Source organism: Microcoleus sp. CAWBG58, assembly GCF_020883045.1.
GTDB lineage: Bacteria > Cyanobacteriota > Cyanobacteriia > Cyanobacteriales > Microcoleaceae > Microcoleus.
The window spans coordinates 1-21,353 of sequence record NZ_JAHRFA010000084.1 but is presented as its reverse complement, the minus strand read 5'-3'; the positions used below and the strand labels follow the sequence as shown (position 1 = coordinate 21,353).

General features: G+C 44.4%; 18 protein-coding genes and 1 pseudogene. 11 read left to right on the top strand and 8 right to left on the bottom strand.

Going from position 1 to position 21,353, the window contains the following annotated elements; all coding sequences use genetic code 11:
- Window positions 1-28: 28 nt before the first annotated feature.
- Window positions 29-1,321: a glycosyltransferase family 4 protein gene (locus tag QZ918_RS27205; protein ID WP_293340690.1), complete on the top strand. Its 1,293-nt coding sequence runs from the start codon at window positions 29-31 to the stop codon at window positions 1,319-1,321.
- A gap of 235 nt (window positions 1,322-1,556) precedes the next feature.
- Complete coding sequence (locus tag QZ918_RS27200) at window positions 1,557-2,807, top strand: glycosyltransferase family 4 protein (protein ID WP_293340687.1); 1,251 nt, start codon at window positions 1,557-1,559, stop codon at window positions 2,805-2,807.
- Between the two features lie 154 nt (window positions 2,808-2,961).
- Here the strand turns inward: QZ918_RS27200 and QZ918_RS27195 are convergent, their stop codons facing one another.
- The 5 genes from QZ918_RS27195 to QZ918_RS27175 form a co-directional block, all read right to left on the bottom strand.
- On the bottom strand, window positions 2,962-3,315 hold the full coding sequence (locus QZ918_RS27195) for a DUF1257 domain-containing protein (RefSeq protein WP_096832348.1): 354 nt from the start codon (window positions 3,313-3,315) through the stop codon (window positions 2,962-2,964).
- Window positions 3,316-3,445: 130 nt separating this feature from the next.
- A complete protein-coding gene (gene ycf46, locus QZ918_RS27190) occupies window positions 3,446-4,966 on the bottom strand; it encodes a stress-responsive protein Ycf46 (protein ID WP_293340684.1) in 1,521 nt (506 codons plus the stop codon).
- A gap of 110 nt (window positions 4,967-5,076) precedes the next feature.
- Window positions 5,077-5,427 carry a slr0373 family blue light stress response protein gene (locus QZ918_RS27185; RefSeq protein WP_193974745.1) on the bottom strand — a complete coding sequence of 117 codons (351 nt, stop codon included), beginning with the start codon at window positions 5,425-5,427 and terminating at the stop codon, window positions 5,077-5,079.
- A gap of 279 nt (window positions 5,428-5,706) precedes the next feature.
- Window positions 5,707-6,621 (bottom strand): sugar phosphate nucleotidyltransferase, encoded by a 915-nt coding sequence (locus tag QZ918_RS27180; protein WP_293340681.1) that lies wholly within the window; start codon window positions 6,619-6,621, stop codon window positions 5,707-5,709.
- 304 nt (window positions 6,622-6,925) lie between these two features.
- Window positions 6,926-7,975 (bottom strand): mevalonate kinase family protein, encoded by a 1,050-nt coding sequence (locus QZ918_RS27175; protein WP_293340678.1) that lies wholly within the window; start codon window positions 7,973-7,975, stop codon window positions 6,926-6,928.
- 144 nt (window positions 7,976-8,119) lie between these two features.
- Between QZ918_RS27175 and QZ918_RS27170 the strand changes: the two genes are divergently transcribed.
- A complete protein-coding gene (locus QZ918_RS27170) occupies window positions 8,120-8,659 on the top strand; it encodes a Dps family protein (RefSeq protein ID WP_293340675.1) in 540 nt (179 codons plus the stop codon).
- A 554-nt stretch (window positions 8,660-9,213) separates the two neighbouring features.
- On the opposite strand, the gene QZ918_RS27165 is transcribed toward QZ918_RS27170, so the two are convergent.
- Window positions 9,214-10,311 (bottom strand): glycosyltransferase family 2 protein, encoded by a 1,098-nt coding sequence (locus QZ918_RS27165; protein WP_293340673.1) that lies wholly within the window; start codon window positions 10,309-10,311, stop codon window positions 9,214-9,216.
- A gap of 606 nt (window positions 10,312-10,917) precedes the next feature.
- Here QZ918_RS27165 and QZ918_RS27160 point away from each other — a divergent pair.
- The 5 genes from QZ918_RS27160 to QZ918_RS27140 all read left to right on the top strand — a co-directional run bounded on the left by QZ918_RS27160 (window position 10,918) and on the right by QZ918_RS27140 (window position 16,137).
- A complete protein-coding gene (locus QZ918_RS27160) occupies window positions 10,918-11,949 on the top strand; it encodes a glycosyltransferase family 2 protein (protein WP_293153333.1) in 1,032 nt (343 codons plus the stop codon).
- 127 nt (window positions 11,950-12,076) lie between these two features.
- Window positions 12,077-13,537: an NAD(P)/FAD-dependent oxidoreductase gene (locus QZ918_RS27155; protein ID WP_293340671.1), complete on the top strand. Its 1,461-nt coding sequence runs from the start codon at window positions 12,077-12,079 to the stop codon at window positions 13,535-13,537.
- 234 nt (window positions 13,538-13,771) lie between these two features.
- A complete protein-coding gene (locus tag QZ918_RS27150; RefSeq protein ID WP_293153240.1) occupies window positions 13,772-14,908 on the top strand; it encodes an AAA family ATPase in 1,137 nt (378 codons plus the stop codon).
- A gap of 2 nt (window positions 14,909-14,910) precedes the next feature.
- The gene (locus tag QZ918_RS27145) at window positions 14,911-15,399 is read left to right on the top strand and encodes a hypothetical protein (RefSeq protein ID WP_293340669.1); all 489 of its coding nucleotides are present in this window, start codon (window positions 14,911-14,913) and stop codon (window positions 15,397-15,399) included.
- A gap of 249 nt (window positions 15,400-15,648) precedes the next feature.
- A complete protein-coding gene (locus QZ918_RS27140; protein WP_293340667.1) occupies window positions 15,649-16,137 on the top strand; it encodes a hypothetical protein in 489 nt (162 codons plus the stop codon).
- A gap of 210 nt (window positions 16,138-16,347) precedes the next feature.
- Here QZ918_RS27140 and QZ918_RS27135 read toward each other — a convergent pair whose 3' ends face one another.
- Window positions 16,348-16,695, bottom strand: coding sequence for a nucleotidyltransferase family protein (locus QZ918_RS27135; protein WP_293153246.1), 348 nt, complete (start codon window positions 16,693-16,695; stop codon window positions 16,348-16,350).
- A gap of 221 nt (window positions 16,696-16,916) precedes the next feature.
- Between QZ918_RS27135 and QZ918_RS27130 the strand changes: the two genes are divergently transcribed.
- The 3 genes and pseudogenes from QZ918_RS27130 to QZ918_RS27120 all read left to right on the top strand — a co-directional run.
- Window positions 16,917-18,311: a branched-chain amino acid ABC transporter substrate-binding protein gene (locus QZ918_RS27130; RefSeq protein ID WP_293340665.1), complete on the top strand. Its 1,395-nt coding sequence runs from the start codon at window positions 16,917-16,919 to the stop codon at window positions 18,309-18,311.
- 186 nt (window positions 18,312-18,497) lie between these two features.
- The gene (locus QZ918_RS27125) at window positions 18,498-19,574 is read left to right on the top strand and encodes a branched-chain amino acid ABC transporter permease (RefSeq protein ID WP_293340663.1); all 1,077 of its coding nucleotides are present in this window, start codon (window positions 18,498-18,500) and stop codon (window positions 19,572-19,574) included.
- 289 nt (window positions 19,575-19,863) lie between these two features.
- Window positions 19,864-20,121: pseudogene (locus QZ918_RS27120) on the top strand (XisI protein); the annotation flags it as partial.
- Window positions 20,122-20,287: 166 nt separating this feature from the next.
- On the opposite strand, the gene QZ918_RS27115 reads toward QZ918_RS27120, so the two are convergent.
- Window positions 20,288-20,881 (bottom strand): prolyl hydroxylase family protein, encoded by a 594-nt coding sequence (locus tag QZ918_RS27115; RefSeq protein ID WP_293340661.1) that lies wholly within the window; start codon window positions 20,879-20,881, stop codon window positions 20,288-20,290.
- Window positions 20,882-21,353: the final 472 nt, after the last annotated feature.

Below are 21,353 nucleotides of genomic sequence, written 5' to 3'. Positions count from 1 at the left end.
ATCGATAGTCAACAAAGGAATCTAACCAATGAACGCCCAAAAATTAAAAGTTTTACTAATTGTAGAGCAGTGCAATCCTGAATGGGCCTCCGTACCTTTGGTGGGGTACAATTTTGTCGAAAAAATTAGTAGCCTAGTTGATGCAACACTTGTTACCCATGTTAGAAATAAATCCGCTATTCAAAAACACCCTGAATACGAAAAAGTTTTTTATATTGATCAAGGAAAACTTGCCACGCAATATTACAAAGTAGTAGAAAAAATTGCCGCGCAGGGTAAAATAAATTGGCCACTGTATAATGCTTTGAGCTACCCAATTTATGAAGAATTTAATCAGCAAGTATATCAAAAATTTCACTCAAAAATTCTCAAGGGAGATTATGACATAGTTCATGCAATTACCCCGATGATGCCGCGGTATCCGTTTAAGGTAGTCAGCGCCTGCCAAAACACTCCTTTTCTGCTAGGCCCAGTCAATGGAGGCATTCCTTTTCCAGCAGGCTTTCAAGAAACTGCCAAACAAGAATTTGCTCAATTCAACTTTTTGAGGGCAATTGGTCGAGCCTTAATTCCCGGTTATGTAGAAACTTACAAAAAAGCCGACCAAATTTTGGCAGGTTCAACATATACCTTAAATATGCTCAAAGATTTGTTTGCGATCCCAGACCAGAGAATTCAACTATTTTACGAAAATGGTATTGCCAGTAGTTTCTTAAAACAAGAACCCAAAACAAAAAAGGGCGGCCAGATAAACTTACTTTTTGTAGGTAGATTAGTTCCTTATAAATGTGCTGACATTCTCATCGAATCTGTGAATAGACTAGAACCAAAAATCAAAGAAAAAGTTCAAGTAACAATAGTAGGTGACGGGCAAGAAAGAAAAGCATTAGAATCTCAAGTAGAGAAGCTTAACTTAGGAGAAAAAGTTAAGTTTGCTGGTTGGGTAGGTCAAGCAGAAACACTTGACTATTACAAGCAAGCGGATATTTTTTGCTTCCCTTCGATTAGGGAATTTGGCGGCGCAGTGGTAATGGAAGCTATGGCTTGCGGGTTGCCTTGTATTGTGCCAAACAATGGCGGTATAGCCGAATACGTGACTGAAGAAACTGGTTTTAAAATTGAGCCAACTTCTAGAGAGTATCTTACTCAGGAGTTAACAAATAAAATTCAGATTTTGGTCGAAGACGATAGTTTGCGGGAAGTTATGTCAGCTAAGTGTATCGAAAAAGCTAAAGAATTTGCATGGGAGCCAAAGGCAGAAAAAATTGTTGAAATTTATCATAAAATGATTGACGCTAAAAATGTAGCTGGCTCTAAATAAGCTGTTGTACATCTAGATTATCTGTGGTAATTGAGGAGGAGAGGGGCAGCGGACTTGAAGATTTTTGTTCGGTTCCCCAAATATACAATTTAAATGGGCAACAGCTTAGGGGCTTGCGGCTTATACTATACCAATCCTGTAGTTGCTCCTTCGACAAGACAATTGCATGGCTGGGATTTTATTTATACGCAAGTCCCTTAGCACATTCATAAATTTATTGGGTGGAAAACAATTTATGCGGATTGTAATTGTTGCTCAAAATGCTTCAACTAATTTCGGTGGCGAGTCATTGCTGCCAGTCAACTACTTCCGGATACTTCGATCGCGTCAGATAGAAACATGGTTAGTAACTCACGGACGCACCCAGGCTGAACTAGAAGCTCTATTTCCCGAAGATGTCGATCGAATGCACTTTGTGCCGGACACTTGGGTGCACAAACTGCTGAATAATTTGGGGCTGTTGTTGCCAGTCAGAGTAAGTCAACCTACTTTAGGGCTGCTGAGCCACCTGTACACTCAAACTATCCAGCGCCGGATTGTCCTAAATCTGGTGAAAAAGCACCAGATTGAAGTTGTACACGAGCCGACACCAGTCTCCGCCAAATTCCCTTCGTTGATGTTCGGATTCAGCGTCCCCGTGGTGATAGGGCCACTGAACACGGATGTGAAATTTCCTCCAGCTTTTAGCTCGCGCCAAAGCCCTTTAGTGGATATGGTAGTAGGATTTGCATATCAGTTTGTTAATCTATTCAACCGCCTGTTACCGGGTAAAATTAAAGCCGAGACAGTGTTGGTGGCGAACGATCGCACAGCAAAGGCACTTCCCTCAGGAGTGGGCGGTAAAATTATTCAGCTTGTGGAAAATGGTGTAGATTTGTCGGTGTGGCTATCTGACTCTACCCCATCAAAGCAGCCCAAGCAGCAAGTTCATTTTGTGTCTTTGGGGAGGCTAGTAGACTGGAAGGGTGTAGACTTACTGCTAGAAGCATTTGCAGCGGTTGTCGGTCAAACGGATGCAGTTTTGGAAATCATCGGCGATGGCAAAATACGCGGCGAACTAGAAGCTCAAACAGCTCGTTTGGCGATCGAGGACAGGGTAATATTCAGCGGCTGGCTGTCTCAAGAGCAATGCGCTCAAAGAATGCAACAAGCTGATGCAATGGTGATGCCGAGTTTGCGAGAACCTGGGGGAGCGGTGGTAATGGAGGCAATGGCAGTAGGCTTGCCGGTCATTGCGACTAATTGGGGCGGCCCAGTCGATTATCTGGATTCGACTTGCGGTATTTTAGTAGAACCAGATTCCCCAGAAGGCTTTGTCAAGGGACTGACTAATGCGATGCTGAAGCTCGCCCAGTCACCTGAATTGCGGCAGAGTATGGGTAGCGCCGGATCTTCCCGAGTGCGGGAGAATTTCGACTGGGAGCGCAAAGTCGATCGCATGATTGAAATTTATCAACAAACGATCGACACTTGCCACAAGCATTAGTTAGTCAAGCTCAAGCAGCCGCCTTCACATTGAAAGCTGCTGCTTGGGCTTGGAAAAAAGTGCATAATGGCTAAAAAAAACCACTTTATATCCTCGCTAAAAACGGGTTAACCTGTATTTGGTTAACCCGCAAGCTTAGAAACACGCAGAGTTATTAATTTTGCACTACCAACTTGACGTTGGCGTTTTGCAAACCGCGCTGCTTGACTGCTGCCAAGGTCTTGTTAACTGCGTACTTCTGGTTGATGGAGTTAATTAACTCAGTTTGATTGTGCTTTTTGGCAACGCCCCAGAGGTCTGCAATCAGATCGAAGGAACCGTCGCTATTGCGAGACCAACCCAGGTCGTATTCGCCTTCCAGAGTCGCCACGATGTCGGAGCGAACGCGCTGACCATTATAGCCACGAACATCAGCTTCTGACTTGACTGAAATGCCCAAGTCACGTAGGGAAGCTTTCAGGATTTCGGCATCAGTGATTTTGGTACGCAGAGTGCTAAAGTGAGACATTGGATTTCCTCCTAATAAAACTGAGAGAGAAACAACAACGGTCTGGATTTAACGGTGCCGCTGGGCGGCTCTTCAATCGAACTGCTAGCTGTTGCTAGCCTTTGCTCCTGTTTGGACCAGGAGAAAGCTTTTAGAATTCCATTCGCTGGTATTCAGCGACGGAAGACGCAGCGGGCCGTGCGCGCTGTCTCGCCCAATCTCTCAGGGCGCTGACCTGTTCGGTCATGGTTTTAGACAGTGGCAATGTAGATTTAATGGCCGCGATGATATCTAACTGCGTAAACTCTCTATCTTGAGCGAAGGCCTCGTACATGGCTGCTACTAGCCCTTGCTCAATTTCTGCTCCTGAAAAGCCGTCGGAAACATTGGAAAGTTGCTCTAAATCGAAGCGAGAAATTTCCCGACGCCGTTTTGACAGGTGAATTTTGAATATATCTTGGCGTTCTTCTTTCGTTGGCAGGTCAACAAAGAATAGCTCGTCGAATCGCCCTTTCCTCAAGAATTCCCCCGGCAACCGCTCGATTCGGTTTGCTGTTGCCATTACGAAGACTGGGGAAGTTTTTTCTTGCATCCAAGTGAGGAATGAACCGAAAATTCGGCTGGAGGTTCCTCCGTCTGAGTCGGCCGAACCAGTGCCTCCTGCAAAGGCTTTGTCTAGTTCGTCGATGAAGAGGATGGCTGGGGAGATGGATTCTGCGGTTTTGAGGGCGTTGCGGAGGTTGGCTTCGCTGCGACCTACCATTGAGCCGTCGTAGACTCTACCCATATCTAGCCTGAGCAGGGGCAGTCCCCACAGGCGCGAGGTAGTCTTGGCAATCAGCGATTTTCCGCATCCGGGTACGCCGAGAATTAGCATTCCTTTGGGTTGGGGCAAGCCGTATTCTCTCGCCCTTTCTGTAAAGGCGTTGGAACGCTGCTTGAGCCACCGTTTGAGTTCTTCTAAACCCCCGACTGCATCCAGGGTTTCGTCTTCTTCTACAAACTCTAGAATGCCGTTGCGCCGAATTAATTGCTTTTTCTCCGACAGAACTATGTCTACTTCTTCTTCGGTTAAGCGCCCCGTGGAAACTTGGGCTTTGCGATAAACTTTTTCAGCTTCATCCTTAGTCAATCCCAAGGCTGCTTTTAAAAGTTTTTCTCGCGCTTCTGTGGTAATGCGTCGCGATTTCGTTTGCTCCAACTGGCTAGACAATACTTGGTTTAGTTCCTTCATGTCTGGGAGCGCGAAGTCTAATACCACGACTTCCTTTTCTAGCTCGATCGGGATTTGCTGCAAAGGAGACATCAGGATAATTGTCTTTTGTGTTCCTTTGAAGTTGGCGATCGCATCACGCAACAACCTTGTTACGGTTGCATCATCTTTAAAAGGATGCAGGTCTTTGAATACATAGATAGTAGCGTTGCTGTTCGGTTCGCGCTGCCTAATCGCCCATTCAATAGCTGCCTGCGGCGAGAGGGTGCTTTGCTGAGTGTTTGCACGAGGTTGACCGTACTCTATCATGCCCTGGGTTACAGTCCAGACAAAGACTCGGCGCTGCGGCTTAGCTTGAGCTATTGCGGAAATTGCTTGCTCACACCGCTCTTCCTCGGATGTCACGAGGTAGATCAGAGGATATTGAGCTTGGATTAGTATACTGATCTCTTCTTGCATATTCCTCGACCCACTAGAGACGGTGCTATCTTTGCTGAATCTCAATGCTGCCATTAGCGCATTACTGAATGAGATTTCCAGTTATGGCTTTTTGAGCAAGCAAGGCATTCTTAGCAGGGAACCAATTCTTCCTCTCCCGGTTGGGCTGTGCTGGCACTGACGCCGGACACTTGCTTGACTGGAAGCTCCTGCTCAGCCAATACACTCGGCTGACTTGTTACCGATGCCAGTTCTCCATCTCGCATTACTACAGAACCCGTGCATTCTGGACAAGTGTACACCCGGTGGGTTTGTCCGTAGGAGGCTTCTACTTCGTCAACCAGTTCGGGGTTTCCTAGGTAGAAGACAATTGCCCTTTCTGCAATTGATGACATCGGTTCTGTTTCAACTGCGGCTTTGATTTTGAGCTGGCGATGCAGTTCAGGTGGAAGATACAGTGTAACTTTTTGCTTTTCTTGCATATCAGTGAATTGACTTACCCGGGTATGTATATTAGATTAGCCACTTAATTCTTTGCTGTCAAGCCTCTATGCTGCTTTAGCGTCATCTTGTAATATTTTGTTACAATCGTCGCGATTTTGGGGCGGTTAACAACGGAAAATAGAAGGATTTAGCTGATGAGGCAGCTATCAAGGTACGTTGTTGCGCTTCAGCGCTCTTATATATATATTGAAAGAGCGCTGAAGCGCAACAACGTACCTAAAGGCGAATGCTGACAAAAACTCTAATTGGAAAGCTGATTAGCCGATCGCCCCCCGAGATATGGGAAAATCAATCAGAGTCTGCCGGTAAACATCCGGCAATCCCGTGTCAAAACACCGCCCTTGCACCACATAACCAGCCATTCCCTCGAACTCCCGCAACTTATCCAAACACGACGTTAACTGAAATTCGCCTCTTTCTCGAAAATTGGCATTAATATGTTCTGCCAAACAATCAAAGATTATAGGATCGAGGACATACATCCCAAACATTGATAAGAATAAATCCTCTGCCAAGCCTTCTACGCTTAAATGCTGCCGCGCATACTCGATATCCGGCTTTTCGTAAACTTGCGTCACCGACAAAATAGTATCTTGTTCCTGCCAAACTCCCGCCGCACAGCCGTAGTGATGAATTACATCAGATGGTGTTACCCTCAAACCAATGACGCTGTGCTGCACTTGCGAGTAAATATCCAATAGTTGGCGCGCACAAGAAATTTCTGTTTGCGACGAGTAAATGTGATCGCCCAAAAGCAGGAGAAATGGCTCGTTGTTCACCCATTCCTTAGCACAAAATACCGCGTGGCCGAACCCTTCCTGGACATCCTGAGTGAGAATTGTAACGCGCTGGCCCAACTCTTGTAAATATTTGCTATAATCCTGATTTTGCTGAGACAGTTTGTGGAAAAGTTGGGGAGACGGCTTAGTTTTAAAGAAATCTTCAAAAAAAGTGCGATCGCCCTTTTGCACAACTATACCAACTTCCTCGATTCCCGCGCTCAAAGCTTCTTCCACAATTGCCAAAATTATCGGTTTAGCGCGGCCAGTGCGATCGATAATTGGCAAGAATTCCTTCTTCACCGCCTTAGTAGCTGGAAACATCCGAGTACCGAAACCGGCTGCCGGAATCACTGCTTTTTTGACTGTAGACTCGCACCGATTTTCACTCATACGGTTCTCTTCTCTGCGCCCTCTGCGCCTCTGCGGTTCCTTCATTAAATCATCTTTCAGATTGCGATTAACTCGATTGGTGACAACTTAAGACTAAAACCCTTCTTGATAAATCTCGTTTATATGCCGAGCCTATATCCCCCTAAATCCCCCCGATAGTCGGGGGACTTTGAGAAGACTCCGGTTCCCCCCTTGTAGGGGCGGTGGATGGTGCGTGCCCGCCCTCTTGGCTCGTTCGGATCTAAATTTAATAGTTAAACAGCAGTCTGTGGATGGGTTTGAACTTAAGTTGTCACTCCTTGGATTAACTCTGAGAAGGAATAGTCATTTTCAGACATTCCATTTGGGGGAAATCCCGTTCAATAATATCGATAACTTGCTGTTGACTTTCATCGTCTTTGACGATAAACTGAGCAGTGCCGTCTCCTTGAGAACCGACACCCTTGCCGCCCAAAATATAAGGCTGAATCGGTTGATAGTTCAGGAGTTCGTGCAAGATGGGGGCCGTTAATTGCGATCGACAAGCCGGGATTAAATGCCTGTCAAATTGCCTCTGAGCAACTTTCATCAACTCGCCGATTTTGACCGCATCTCCTTGCTGCAAAGCTGAGGCGACTTCTTGCGTAATTTTAGCACTAATTGAACCAAGATATTTCTGCACGTTTTCTTGAACTTCATTCGCAGCAAACGGATAAGCCTGATTTAGACTTGCCAGGATTTCTTGAGTATTTTTGCTCGCACCCAAATCTACTATGACAAAAAACAAATCTTTGGGTACTTTTAACTCAACAACATCCATGTGCGTGCCGTCAAAAATCATCATAATCGATCGATTTCCGTAAGCGCAACCCTGATCCATGCGGCCGCAGCGCGAAGGTGTGGCAATTTCGCCTAAATAAGCCATTTCCATTTCGTCGCGCACATTCATTTTTAAATCGTACAAGCGATTGAATGCGCGGGCTACTAACACGCAAATTGCGGCACTCGAAGACAAGCCTTTTTTAATTGGCAAATCCGTTAAATAATTGTCTATTTCTAGTCCTCCGACGCGGTAGTGTGTGAGAAATTGAGCAGCAACGCCGGCCACATAACTAAAAAAACTGCCTGTTTCGGCTTCTGCAAGCAGAGCAGTTTTATCCATCCGGAATGCAGCCTCAATTTTGGTGCCGTCGTTCAAAGAAGCGCGAAAAATTAAATGCGTGGAATGTGGCTTAACTTCGGCATAAATTCCTCGATCGATACTGGCAATCAGAGTGTAGCCTTTTTCTATAGCAGGATTGAGCTGGCGATAACCCGCTGCCCAATCGCTGTGTTCGCCAAACAGGCAAAGACGGCCTGGAACAAAAAGTTGCATCTATCCAAAGGTATCTATATTGCGATTACTTTAACCTGAAATGGAGATATTTTACTAAAGTGCGATCGTCCTCTAGAGTGATGTATTTGACTGAGGTAATTTGTTCTAATAGGTGAAAACTTAGAGTTGAAGGAAGCAGTTGCAATGCGTAAGTTAAACATAGGTCTATCTGAAGAGCAACGTGCCGGCGTTGTGGAACTGTTAAATCACGACCTGTCAAATGCTTATCTGCTGTTAATCAAAACCAAAAAGTATCACTGGGATGTAGTGGGCCCGCAGTTTCGATCGCTCCATCAGTTGTGGGAAGAACACTACAATGCATTAACTGTAAATATCGATGCTTTGGCCGAACGGACGCGCGCTTTAGGCGGCTATCCAATTGGTACTGCTGAGGGTTTTCTCAAGTATGCTTCGATTAAAGAACATATCGGCGATTTGCCTTTGGCGACTGAGATGGTATCGCGTTTGGTTGACGATCACGAGTTGGTGATTCGCAATCTCCGCAAGCACGTCGAACAGTGCGGTGAAGAGTTTAAGGATGATGGAACCGCAGACTTTTTGACTGGTTTGATGGAACAGCACGAACAAATGGCTTGGATGTTGCGATCGTTTATTGAAGGGGAATCTATTTCGCCGGATGGTAAGCAGCCGAAAGCTAAAACTCCTACAGCTTCTCACGCTTAGATTATAGCTCGATCGAACAGATTTAACTGTTGTGAGTCAGAGAATTTCACCGCGATTCCCGCAGTACGACAGGGGTTTTCAACCCCTGTCTCATAGCGAAAGTCCTCTTTTAGAGGACTGGAGTTAACCTGATTTCGATCTGGTTTTTGAGTTGTTTTTTAACCGAATTTCGCCTTGAGGCAGGGGTTTAAACCCCTGCCGGACTCCGAGGAGAGCGTGCTTTTTGACAGATTTTGAGTAAGACATGATTACCGACAAATTTGATCTACATTCTCTACATAAAAAATTGATATTATTCTATAGCCTTTCTCAAAAAGATGAGGTATGACTGACAGCTTATATAATCAGTTCAACTAAAGATCGCAAATTAAATAATTTACAAAAAATCGCAAATTAAATAATTTACACAAGTTTGTGGGATGGGCGAGAAAGCCCGTCTGTTCTGGACCGGCTCTCCCGCCCATCCCACAAGAACAATAAAGATTGTAAGTTATTTAATTCTCATTCCTAAGAGGGCTGAAGCCCAACAACGTACCTCATCTTTCCGAGAACCGCTATAGTTCTAGATTTCCTAAACTCTTCAACCGCATTCTTTCATAAACCTGCGACGGCAACATTCTGTGAATATTCATTCGCTTTTCGATCGCAGCAATTGTCGTCCCGGCACTTGAATCCGATGTTTGCTTCAATTCCAATCCCGATTCATTTCTCGCTCCCAACATCATTTTTAACATACTTTCTATTGACAACAAATACAAATTATGCCGCAACATAACCATCAAAAAATCATCTTTTAAAGCTCGATACAGCCACAACAGCGTACTCCGGTAATTGCCGTTGCGGTTGCTTTTCACAGCTAGATAAATGTAAAAATTACTGCTAGACCAGCAGTAAACTTTCTCGGGAACCTTCGAGTGATACCGCCGGACATCTGCCATAATTAACGAATGGCCTTTTGCCATTGCTGCATAGTTGCAAGACATACTGCTGGCAATTTGTCGGTAGCCGACTAAATACTCCGGTACTACTTTAAATTGATAGTATTGGGCGATGCGGAGGTGCAATTCCCAGTCTTCGCAACCTTGAGCGTTTTCTAGTTTGAATTTGCAGTTGTAGCCTCCAACTTTTTCAAAGCAAGCGCGGCGGATTAGAGATGAACTGGCATTGCCGATAAAATATTTATAAACTAAGGCATCGTGAACCGATCCTTCGATTGTTGAGTTGTAAAATCCACCTGTCAGCAAACCTTCTTCGTTAATATCCAATGACCAGGAATAAACAACTCCAACAAAAGATTCCGATTTGGTCAGGCATTCAACTTGTTTTTCCAGGTTTTGCGGGTACCAAATATCGTCAGCGTCGATCGGAGCAATATATTCGCCTTTTGAGTGTAAATAGGCTAGGTTGCGAGCGACGGCTACACCTGCATTTTGCTGCTGCAATAAAGTGATTCGCCTATCTTTTTGAGCAAAAGATTTGATGATTTCAGCGGTTGTGTCTGTAGAGCCGTCGTCCACCACTAAAATTTCTATATTCTGATAAGTTTGAGATAGCACAGACTCGAGTGTTTGGGCAATAAATTCCTCAGCATTGTAAGCCGGTATAATTACTGAAATTAATGGCTGATTTAAATTGTGTTTGGTGTTGTTCATGCGATATAAAAACTTTTTTATGTAAAAATTTTGACTCTCAGGCACCGATTTAATGGTATTTTAACAAAGACCTAAGGTCGATCGCACACCGTCGAAAATTGGCAGGCGTACATTTGAAATATATTGCCAAAACTCATCAAATGTGCATTGACATAGCAGTCGGGATACAGACTTGGTGCACGAGTGACTCGCCGATCGCGCATATAAAATCAACTGTACTGGGCAACTGGCGATCGCCGGAGAGTCTCAGTATATCATGTGTTGCCTTTTATACTTGCCACGGTCGAAAAAAATCAAATTCTTGTGCGGTGGAATACTCTGAAACACAATGGCTGGTGGGGCTTTTTAGAAGGTTTACAAAAACAATGATATATATAAAGATTTCGTAAAGCTGTTGTCTTCATCAGGTGAGTCTCAGCCAGATGTGGCTTAGAATACAGGCATGAATGGGTATAAATGCAGCCTACAATGTCAGTAAAAAATCTAGTTGAAGATAAACAGAAATCGGGTTATAAACAAAAAAGCAGAGCTGATTTTACTTTTCGTAAAGTAGGAGCATTGAAATTCAATCATTGGTTTTCCATGCAATTCAAAACAAACTCGGTAATGATTTATACCAACGAACCGACTGTATCCGTAATTATCCCAGTCCACAACGGGGGAGCTTACTTCCGCACCTGTTTGTCAAAACTGGCTCAAGCTAGACCGAAGCCGATCGAGATTATTGTAGTAGCAGATGGCGAAAGCGACGGTTCTTGGCGTCTGGCCAAGGAATTCGGCGCCAAAGTCATCAGAATTCCCGAATGCGGCGGCCCCGCCCGAGCGAGAAATTTGGGAGCGCAAGCTGCGAAGGGAGATATTCTGTTTTTTGTGGATGCTGATGTCGCTGTTTGTCCTGAGGCTGTGGGTTATGCGAAATCGGTGTTCAAAAATAATCCCTACTTAGCTGCTTTGATCGGTTCCTATGACGATGCTCCTGGAGATCCCGATTTTTTATCGCAGTACAGGAACTTGCTCCACCACTACGTGCACCAAACAGGTAATGAAGAAGCTTCGACTTTTTGGGGCGCTTGCGGAGTAATTCGCCGGGAAATTTTTTTGCAGATGGGTGGCTTTAATGAGAGTTACCGCCAAGCTTCGATCGAGGATATTGAGCTGGGCTACCGTTTGAAACAAGCCGGTTATAAAATTCGATTGTGCAAAACATTGCAAGTCAAGCATTTAAAGCGCTGGGAAGCGCTGGGGATGGTGAAAGCTGACTTTTTTTACCGAGCGCTGCCTTGGACTGAACTGATTTGGCGCGATCGCAAATTGAATAATGACCTCAACTTGCAAGTATCGAACCGAATTAGTGTAGTTTTAACTTATGCCATGCTGCTGGCAGTGGTGGGGACCTGTTGGTCGCTGAACTTTCTGCTATTGGCTGGGTTGCTGGCAATACCCTTAGTAGCAATTAATTCAGAGCTTTATCGATTTTTTCAGCAAAAACACGGTATCTTATTTGCGCTGAAAACCATTCCTTGGCACTGGCTTTTCTATTTTTACAGCGGACTGGCATTTGCGATCGGCACTGCTCGCCACTTATCCCAAAAAAAGCTGTTGACTGGCAAAGTTAGGTTGCCAGTATCCGCTCAATAAATCAAGGCAAATTGTCCTTCAACTTCCAGCAGATCGATATTTTATCAGGGTATTCACTGGTGCATATATTAATTTTAGAAGTTATAAATAATTGTATAGTGGTATAAAAAGGCTGGAGGTAGGCTGAGTGAAACATTATCCTGTGGCGATCGTCGGTGCTGGGCCTGCGGGTTTGACTGCTGCTTACGAGCTAGTCAAGGAAGGGATCGTCCCTGTTGTACTCGAAAAAGGGGATAAAGTTGGCGGGTTGGCCCGCACCGAAAGCTACAAAGGCTATCGTTTCGACATTGGCGGCCACCGATTTTATACTAAAGTTGCAGCGGTGCAGCAGTTGTGGCAAGAGGTACTGGGAAATGAGTTTATTAAAGTGCCGCGCTTGTCTAGAATTTTTTATAGAGGTAAATTTTTTAACTATCCGATTAGTGCTTTCAATACTCTGTTTAATTTGGGAATAATTGAGAGTGCGCTGATTATTGTGAGCTATCTGAGAGTTAGACTATGGCCGCTTCCTAAAGAAGAAACTTTTGAACAGTGGGTAATCAATCGTTTTGGCGATCGCTTGTACAAAACATTTTTTAAGACTTATACAGAAAAAGTTTGGGGAATTCCCTGTTCGGAAATTCAAGCGGATTGGGCGGCGCAACGGATTAAAGGATTGTCGCTGACAACAGCGATAATTAATGCTTTGTTTGGCAGTAACGATACTAAAACGTTAATAAAAGAGTTTGACTATCCGGCTTTGGGGCCGGGGATGATGTGGGAAAAGTTCGCCGAAGCTGTGGAAGATAAAGACGGCAAAGTTTATCTCGATACCAAGGTGATTAGCTTTGAGCGTGAAGGTAATAAAATTAAAAGTATTACTGCTGAGCATAACGGAGAATTAGTTGAATATTCGGCCGATAATTTCATTACGAGTATGCCGATATCGGCGCTGGTAGCACGGATGAAACCGCAGCCGCCTGAGCCAGTGTTGCACGCAGCGCGATCGCTAAAATATCGAGATTTTTTGATTGTATCGCTGATTGTCGATCGCCCAAGTTTGTTTCCTGACAACTGGATTTACATTCATTCTCCCGAAGTGAAAGTCGGACGGATTCAGAATTTTAAGAATTGGAGTGCTGCATTGGTTCCCGATGCGAGCAAAACTTGTTTGGGAATGGAGTATTTTTGCAATGAAGGCGAGGAACTTTGGCAAATGTCGGATGCTGAACTTGTGGAGTTAGCAACTCGCGAGTTGGCTGAGTTGGGTTTGGCAAAACTGGCGGATGTTAAGGATGGGGTGGTGCTGAGGCAGCCGAAGGCTTATCCTGTTTACGATGCCGAATATCGCGGACATTTGCGGGTTTTGGAGGGTTTTTTGACTGGGATGGAGAATTTGCAGACGATCGGGCGAAATGGTATGCACCGATACAACAACCAAGACCATTCTATGCTGACGGGGATGCTGGCGGTGAGAAATCTGCTTGGGGAAAAGCACGATTTGTGGGATGTGAATACTGAGCGATCGTACTATGAAGACTTTAGTGTCGATCGATCCAAGGAAAAAAGCGAGGCATCTTTAATCGCGCAGTCCAGTGGATATTTGTGAACTCTAGTTGTGACAATGTGAGTTAACTCAGACTTGAAATGGCGATCGCCCGCTCATATTTTCTGCATAATCTTGTAGAGCCGATCCCTTGCGCCGCTTCATCCGGGGCAAGTACGGGCGGACTCCCCTCTACATCTACCACAACCTGTTTAGGTGCTCTGAAGTGCAAATATTGTATATTGGTTAATTAAACTGACCATTTTTTTCACTTTTCACTCTCGGAGTCGTTTTTCTATGCTCCAAAGACTATACGTACATAACTTCAGATGCTTGGAGAACTTTGAACTGATTCTCAAAGAGATGCCATCCTCCCTTTTAATTGGGAAAAATGGTGCAGGTAAATCAACCATCCGTGTTGTATTGGAAATCCTTCAACACATCGGTCGAGGCATTAACAGAATGCGTGACTTTGATAAAAATCATCTGGGTCTTATCGATCCGAAAGATTTCAATCGAGGCAGGTCTGATGTTCCAATTCGATTTGAGATAGAAGTATTACTTGATAATAAATTATACAAATATATTCTGGCATTGGAATTACCAGAAAACTTTAGAGAGCTTCGAGTTTTTGAAGAGCAACTGTTAATTTCAGGAAATCCAATTTACTCTCGCAAGGAAGCCCAAGTCACTCTTTACACCAGCCACAGCCAACGCAATCTTGAAGCTCAGTTTCTGGTGGATTGGCATCTCGTTGCTCTTCCAGTGATTCAGGAACAATCAGAAACCGATCCGCTTCGTATTTTCAAAACTTGGCTGGCCCGCACGATTATTTTAGCCCCGATCCCAAGCCTGATGACTGGAGACTCTAACGGGGAAACGTTGGAGCCAAAACGAGACGGTTCAAATTTTGGGGAGTGGTTCTCTGGGTTACTCAGTCGTTACCCTGCTGCCTACACACAGGCTTACAGACACCTCCAAGAAGTTATGCCTGACTTTCAGGATTTTCTGAATGAACAAATCGGGAAAGACTCTAAAAGTATGATTGTTAGGTTTGAAGCAAAGAATGCCAATCTGAGTGTTGACTTTAAAGACTTATCTGATGGGGAGAAATGCTTTTTTCTTTGTGCTGTTGTCTTAGCTGCTAACAAATACTACGGCCCACTTTTTTGCTTTTGGGACGAACCCGATAACTATCTTTCCCTGTCAGAGGTTGGACATTTTGTTACATCACTGCGACGTTCATTTAAGGATAGCGGTCAGATTGTAGCAACCTCACATAATGAGGAAGCAATCAGAAAGTTTTCAAATGAAAATACCTTTGTACTCGATCGAAAAAGTCACCTAGAGCCAACCTTAGTTAGGTTGCTGGGCGATATACCTGTCAGTGGGGATCTTGTAGATACCTTGATTCGTGGCGACATAGAATTATGACTGTGAATAAGTATCAAGACCATGTTCTTGTGTTGCCTGAAGATGATGCTAATCGCCAAATTGCCACCGGATTCATTCTCAACTCAAACGTTATTAATGAACGTGCTATTCAAGTCTTGCCAATTGCTAATGGTTGGGGAAAAGTTGTGGATAATTTTCAAGACAATCATGTATCTGAAATGCGAAGACTTCCACAAAGAATGATGGTCTTGATGATTGATTTTGATGAAGATTATGACAATAGGTTTAAGTATGTAAAGGATCGGATTCCCGATGATTTAGAAAATAGAGTATTTGTTATTGGAGTATTATCTGAACCAGAGAAGTTAAGGAGCGATATTAGAAAGAGTTTTGAAAATATCGGAGAAGCCCTTGCAAATGACTGTTCCAATAATAACACGAATGGATTATGGGGGCACGATCTTCTCAAACACAACAAAATGGAGTTAGATCGTATGATTTTATTTGTTAAACCATTTCTGTTTAATTAAGTCAAGGAGAAATTAATGCGTTTTGTCGATCAAAAGAGCGATGTTGGTGTTTTAACCGTTAAAATAGCTAGATAATTAGGAATAAGTGGAATGCGATCGGGACGCTCGCGAACGAAAGGCTCGCACTCCCAAATAGCGATCGCGCATCTTTGGTTTGCGGGCGATCGCTCTTGTAAAATATCTCTTTATTCTATAAAAACCTATTAAAATAGTCGATATAATTGGTTAAAAAATAGTAGGGAAAAATTTATGAAACTCGCTGATTTACCCCAAGATGCGCTCGACGATTTATGTCAAGACGAACAGTGGCGGTTAGATATCGATCCGGGATTGGACGCCAAACACGAATTTTGGATGGCGTGGCACCATTTTCTTAAGTTACCGGAGGAATCCTATTTTGAGAGTACCGAAGAAGATCTGGCAGAATTTCTCACATTTGAAGGGTACAACTTGCTGCTACCAGTGGCGCGATCGCACCATGCTAGCATTCATCCCATTCGATTGATTCCGAGTGCCGACGGACAGACACTCACCCTGTTTCTTCAGGATTCTTACCATCGCAATTGGTTCACCGAACCCAGCGATGCCCGTTATGGATTTCTGGCGATCGCCGATCGCTATCAGAAGTTTGGCTGCGATTTCTATCTTGCCAGCTATTATCATTTTGCTTACCTCATCGGCAGGGATTACGAAGCGGCTGTGGCGATTCTTACTCAGAAATTAGGTCAGCTATCTTGATAAATCTGGGTTTTATGCCAAGTCTAGATCTCCCTAAATCCCCCTGATAGTCGGGGGACTTTGATAAGACTCTTGTCCCCCCCTTTTTTAAGGGGGAGTAGGGGGCAGGCTAAGGGGGGATCTTGCCTTTAATGGTCAAGCCAGCAGTTTGTGACTGGGTTTTAAGTTAAGTTAACACCAATTGCCTGCGCCATCTCCCAAAGTGAATCATTATTCCGATCGCCCGCTTGCATAAATCACTCGATGCGTTTTCAAAATGTTCGATCGCAAATAAGGATTTTTTAACAGCTTTTTTTCCACTAAATCTACACGACGGTGAAATAAATTCTCTATCTCTTCCTGCATTCCCAATAAATGAGACAGCGTGAGGCGGTGCGAGGGTTCGTAAGTAACTAATACATCTACATCGCTATCGGGGCGAAAGTCATCCCGCAGCACTGAGCCAAATAGGGCAAACTCGACTATGTTCCAGCGCTGGCAAAATTGGGCGATCGCATCTAGAGAGACTTTTAGGCGATCGTTCACCACATATTCTAAATCTGACTGCAACTCAATCATGCGCTAGCAAACCTCCAACGAGAGCCAATAATATCAGATTCTCAGGCGAGCAGAGTTTGTGTGAACTACCCGCCAGCAATCGGAGTACCGATATGCTCTGTTTCTTCATTGTGAAAGCAGAGATACCAAGTAGACCCAGATGATTGACAGTTGACTGTACCTCAGCCAAATTTGTGAAATATGTGCTAACTCTTGACTACATACAGATAACAGTGAAAAATATGCAAAAACGCAACCAACAAACCAAGCAACCCATGAACCTTTCCCAGAAATCAGGGGGCAAGAGTGGCACATCCCCAAAAACCTACACCACACTGAATCTGCACGCCGCAGGATTGCGGAAAATACTTGTAGCCGCAGGTATAGTCTCTCTTTGTGCTAGTTGTCAGAGTCCCCAAACACCAAGCGCCACAGCCCCCGGCAGCACTCCCGGAACCACTCCCGCAGCCACTCCCGTCGCAGTCACTACCCCCGGAGACCCAAATACCGTCAAAATTGTCTCCATGCTACCGATGACAGGTAGCGCCTTGGGTCAAGCTCAAACAATGGTCAACGGTGTCAAACAAGCCCTTGCCGAAACCGACTCTAAAGCCTGCGATGGCAAAATCAAAATCGAATACGAGATTCTCGATGATGCGACTGCTGCGGCTGGCAAATGGGATCCCAGCCAAGTCACATCCAATGCTAACAAAGTAGCAGCGGATGGATCGGTAGTTGGTGCGATCGGTCATTACAACTCCGGTGCCGCCAAACTTTCAATTCCCGTGCTCAACCAAGCCAATATAGCGATGGTGAGTCCCGCTACCACCTATCCGGGCTTGACAAAACCAGGAAAAGGTGAGCCGAAAGAACCCAACGTTTATTACCCAGCAGGCACTCGTAATTTCGCCCGCGTTGTACCCGCAGACGACCTTCAAGGTGCGATCGCCAGTAATTGGGCGAAATCTTTAGGAGTCCAAAAAGTCTACATTCTCGACGATCAAGAACTATACGGCAAAGGCATTGCTGACGTTTTTGAAGCAACTGCTAAAACTGCGGGAATTGAAGTCCTCGGCCGTGAGGGAATTGATATCAAAGCCAGCGATTACAAAGCTTTAATGAATAAGATCAAAGCTTTAAATCCTGACATGATTTACTTTGGTGGCACTACCCAAAGCAATGCCGGACAAATAATTAAAGACATCAGAAATGTCGGAATGACTGCTGAATTAGTTAAAATCATGGGTCCAGACGGCATTAAAGAGCAAGCTTTAATTGATGCTGGTGGCAAAGATGCTGAAGGAGTTTATGCTACTTTTGGTGGTTTGCCTCCTAAAGAATTGACTGGCGTGGGTGCGAAGTGGTATGAAAGCTACAAGGCAAAATTTAATGCTGAACCGGAAGCTTATGCAGCTTATGCTTATGAATCTGCTAAGGTGATTATCGGCGCAATTAATAAGGTCTGTAAAAATGACCGCGCGGCGATCCGCGATGCTGTCTTGGCAACTAAAGATTTTAACGGCGTACTTGGCACTTGGAGTTTTGATGCTAATGGTGACACTAGCTTGACTACAATGTCAGGAAATGTTGTTAAAGCTGGTAAGTGGGAATTTGTGAGTCCCCTAAAGACTGAATAATTAGTCAGTTGACTGTTGTCAGTTGACTGTTCGTTTATCGATTACCGATCGCAGTCTAGGACGTATTCATACTAAAGAAACCGGGTTTTTACTGGATTTAAGGTTTCGAGCGAGTTGTTTCGGAAAAAACCCGGTTTCTGCCTCGCTCCCCAATTCCCGATTACCGATTACTAATTACCGAAAATTATGAAAAACTGGAAAAGTATTCTCTTATATATAGGTGTAGCGTATATAGTTTTGTTGTTAGGGCCGATCGCCGGATTTGACTTACCGAAAATTATTGGCGAAATAGTCCGCAGCCCAGAAGTGCTGATTCAACAGTTGTTAGTGGGTTTAGTCAACGGCGCGCTGATTGCAATTATTGCTTTGGGTTACACGATGGTTTACGGCATTATTGAGCTGATCAATTTTGCTCACGGCGATTTGTATATGTTGGGCGCTTTTGCTTCGCTGACTGTGTTTGGAGCTTTTGGGATTCAAGACGGCGCATCTTTAGGTACTGCAATACCCGTGATGTTAGTCGCTTTAATTGTATGTTCGGCGTTTTGTGCGGGGCTGAATATTGTCGTCGAAAAGTATGCTTATCGTCCTTTGCGAAATGCTCCGCGTTTGGCCCCGTTAATTTCCGCGATCGGGGTTTCGTTTATTTTCCAAAATTTGGGATTATTTTGGGGAGGTTTGAAAGCTTTTTTTCCGGTGATGGGTTCTAATTCGGCCGCACCGAAAAGTTTTCCCGATTTGTTGCCGCGCGTTGATATTCTCAAAGCTATGGGAATTGAAACGAGTATTGTATTTACTACAAAAGATTTAATTGTGTTGGTGGTGGCTCTGGTATTAATGGTTTTGCTTCATGTGTTCGTGCAGTACACTCGTCTGGGAAAGGCGATGCGGGCTACTGCTCAAAGCCGCGATGCTGCTAAGATTATGGGAATTAATGTCGATCAGATTATTGCTCTGACTTTTTTGATTGGCGGCGCTTTGGCTGGTTCGGCAGGAATTTTGGTTGGTCTCTACAACAATACTATTGTTTTTACGATGGGTTTTACGGCGGGCTTGAGGGCTTTTACTGCCGCTGTTTTGGGGGGGATTGGCAATATTGTAGGGGCGATGTTAGGAGGGGTTTTGATTGGGGTGCTGTCGTCTTTGAGCGATCAGTATTTGTCGAGTCGCTGGACTAATGCTTGGGTGTTTGGGGTTTTGGTGGTGATTTTGGCTTTTCGGCCCGGCGGTTTGTTGGGTGAGAATGTTCAGGAGAAGGTTTGATGGTTATCGATCCTATTCAGGAGGTTGTTACCAGATGGATAAACTAGACGAGTACCGCGAATTAATTGTTAAAATCTTGTCGTATTATGCTAGCCTACCCTACACAATACTTCGGACATTTTTTTAACGACTCTGTAAGCGTTACAGCGTAAGCCCTGGCATTTTTAATGTTTTTTTGAAACTCCGGGCTAGACTTAAAGATTGAAAAAATACTCATCCCTATAGCCATCAAGGGTTTGAGATACTCGATTAGATCTAAAACTGTCCGAAGTATTGCTACACATACGCCGAGATTAATAACAAAGTCATTGTTAGCGAAGACCGAAATGAGTTTTTATTAATGACTGAAGGCTGGGAGGGGCACAGGCGACTGCATTACTGCCTCATTCACGTTGAAATTCGCAACGGTAAACTTTGGATTCATTATGATGGTATGGAAGACGGCATTACTGATGAATTACTGGAGGGTGGGGTTCCTGAAAATTGCATTGTTTTGGCGTTTCATTCGCCGGAAGTACGCAAGCATACCGGATTTGCGATCGCCTAAAAATAAGCTTGCAAAATATTCAGGAATTCCCTTCTAACGCTCTTTCGTCACTCTCGTCATATAAAAACCTGGAACTTTTACACCGAGAGACTTTCCCCTTTTGAGCTTGAGGTATGGGTTCCTATCAGTTTGCGATCGCCAGATTGCCCATTGAGTATAAGTTTCATCAGTTGGCTGCAATTTTTATTTTTCTGGAGTGACAAAAGAGCGCTAATCTTTCATAGATAACGTCGGTACGCATCGCATACTTCGTACCAGTTCTGACTGTACATCCTTCGTGCGTGAGTTTGTGCTGGAAGATCGCAGTCATACCAGTTTTGGGGACTACGGTATGTTCGAGTTGTTCCGTGAAGCGAGTTTCTCCCCCCTCGAAATCGGCGTTCAGGTACACGAGAACGCTGTGAAGAGTCACCTGAGAATCACTGGGACAATACCAATGATCCATGTGAGGTGCAAATCGCTGACCCGATCGATAGCGATACATCCTCAGACGTTCGTTCAAGCCCACTAACACAAAGTTACCCATGCGATCGGGAATGTGGGAACGCAGCCTCCGAAACAAATCTGCGGAAATTTCTGGGTCATCCCTGATGACGCGATCCTGGTCGCGGAACATCGGATTATTTGTTGCGATCGCCGGTGCAGATGCTTCAATCAGAGAAATCAGCCGATCGCACTCCTTGGAACTATAAACGTTTTCTACGACCCACAAGAAGCATTCGGACTCGAATCGAAACGGTACGTCAGTATGAATATTCATGGCTGCTGGATATGAAGTTTTTCGTCAACGTGATTCGATCGTGATGAGCGACAAATAAGAAATAAAGCGCGATCGCATTGGGACAACACAGTCAATGATTGCGCGGATTGAACTTGACAGAAACATGGTCGATTCCGAATTTTCAAAAATTTGATAATGCTCTAACGCTCTTTCGTCACTTTCATGAGAGTAAATTCTCGAAGACACGACAGCAAAGGATCTCTTCCCAAATGCTCCTAACGCCAGCAAGGTGTTAGAAAATCGTTCCACAAAGCCATACCACATTAGCATTATCAAATTATGGTCAGATTTTTCCTTTCTTAGAGTGATGAAAGAGCGCTAAAAGCCAATACGGTTTACTTAAGGTCGAACAAGTGGTACACTAGGTATGATGTATAAAAAAGTAAATCAAGTATAGTGCCGTACAAAAAATTATTATTAGAATCTCCCAAGCTCAAAAGTAGCGAGATAT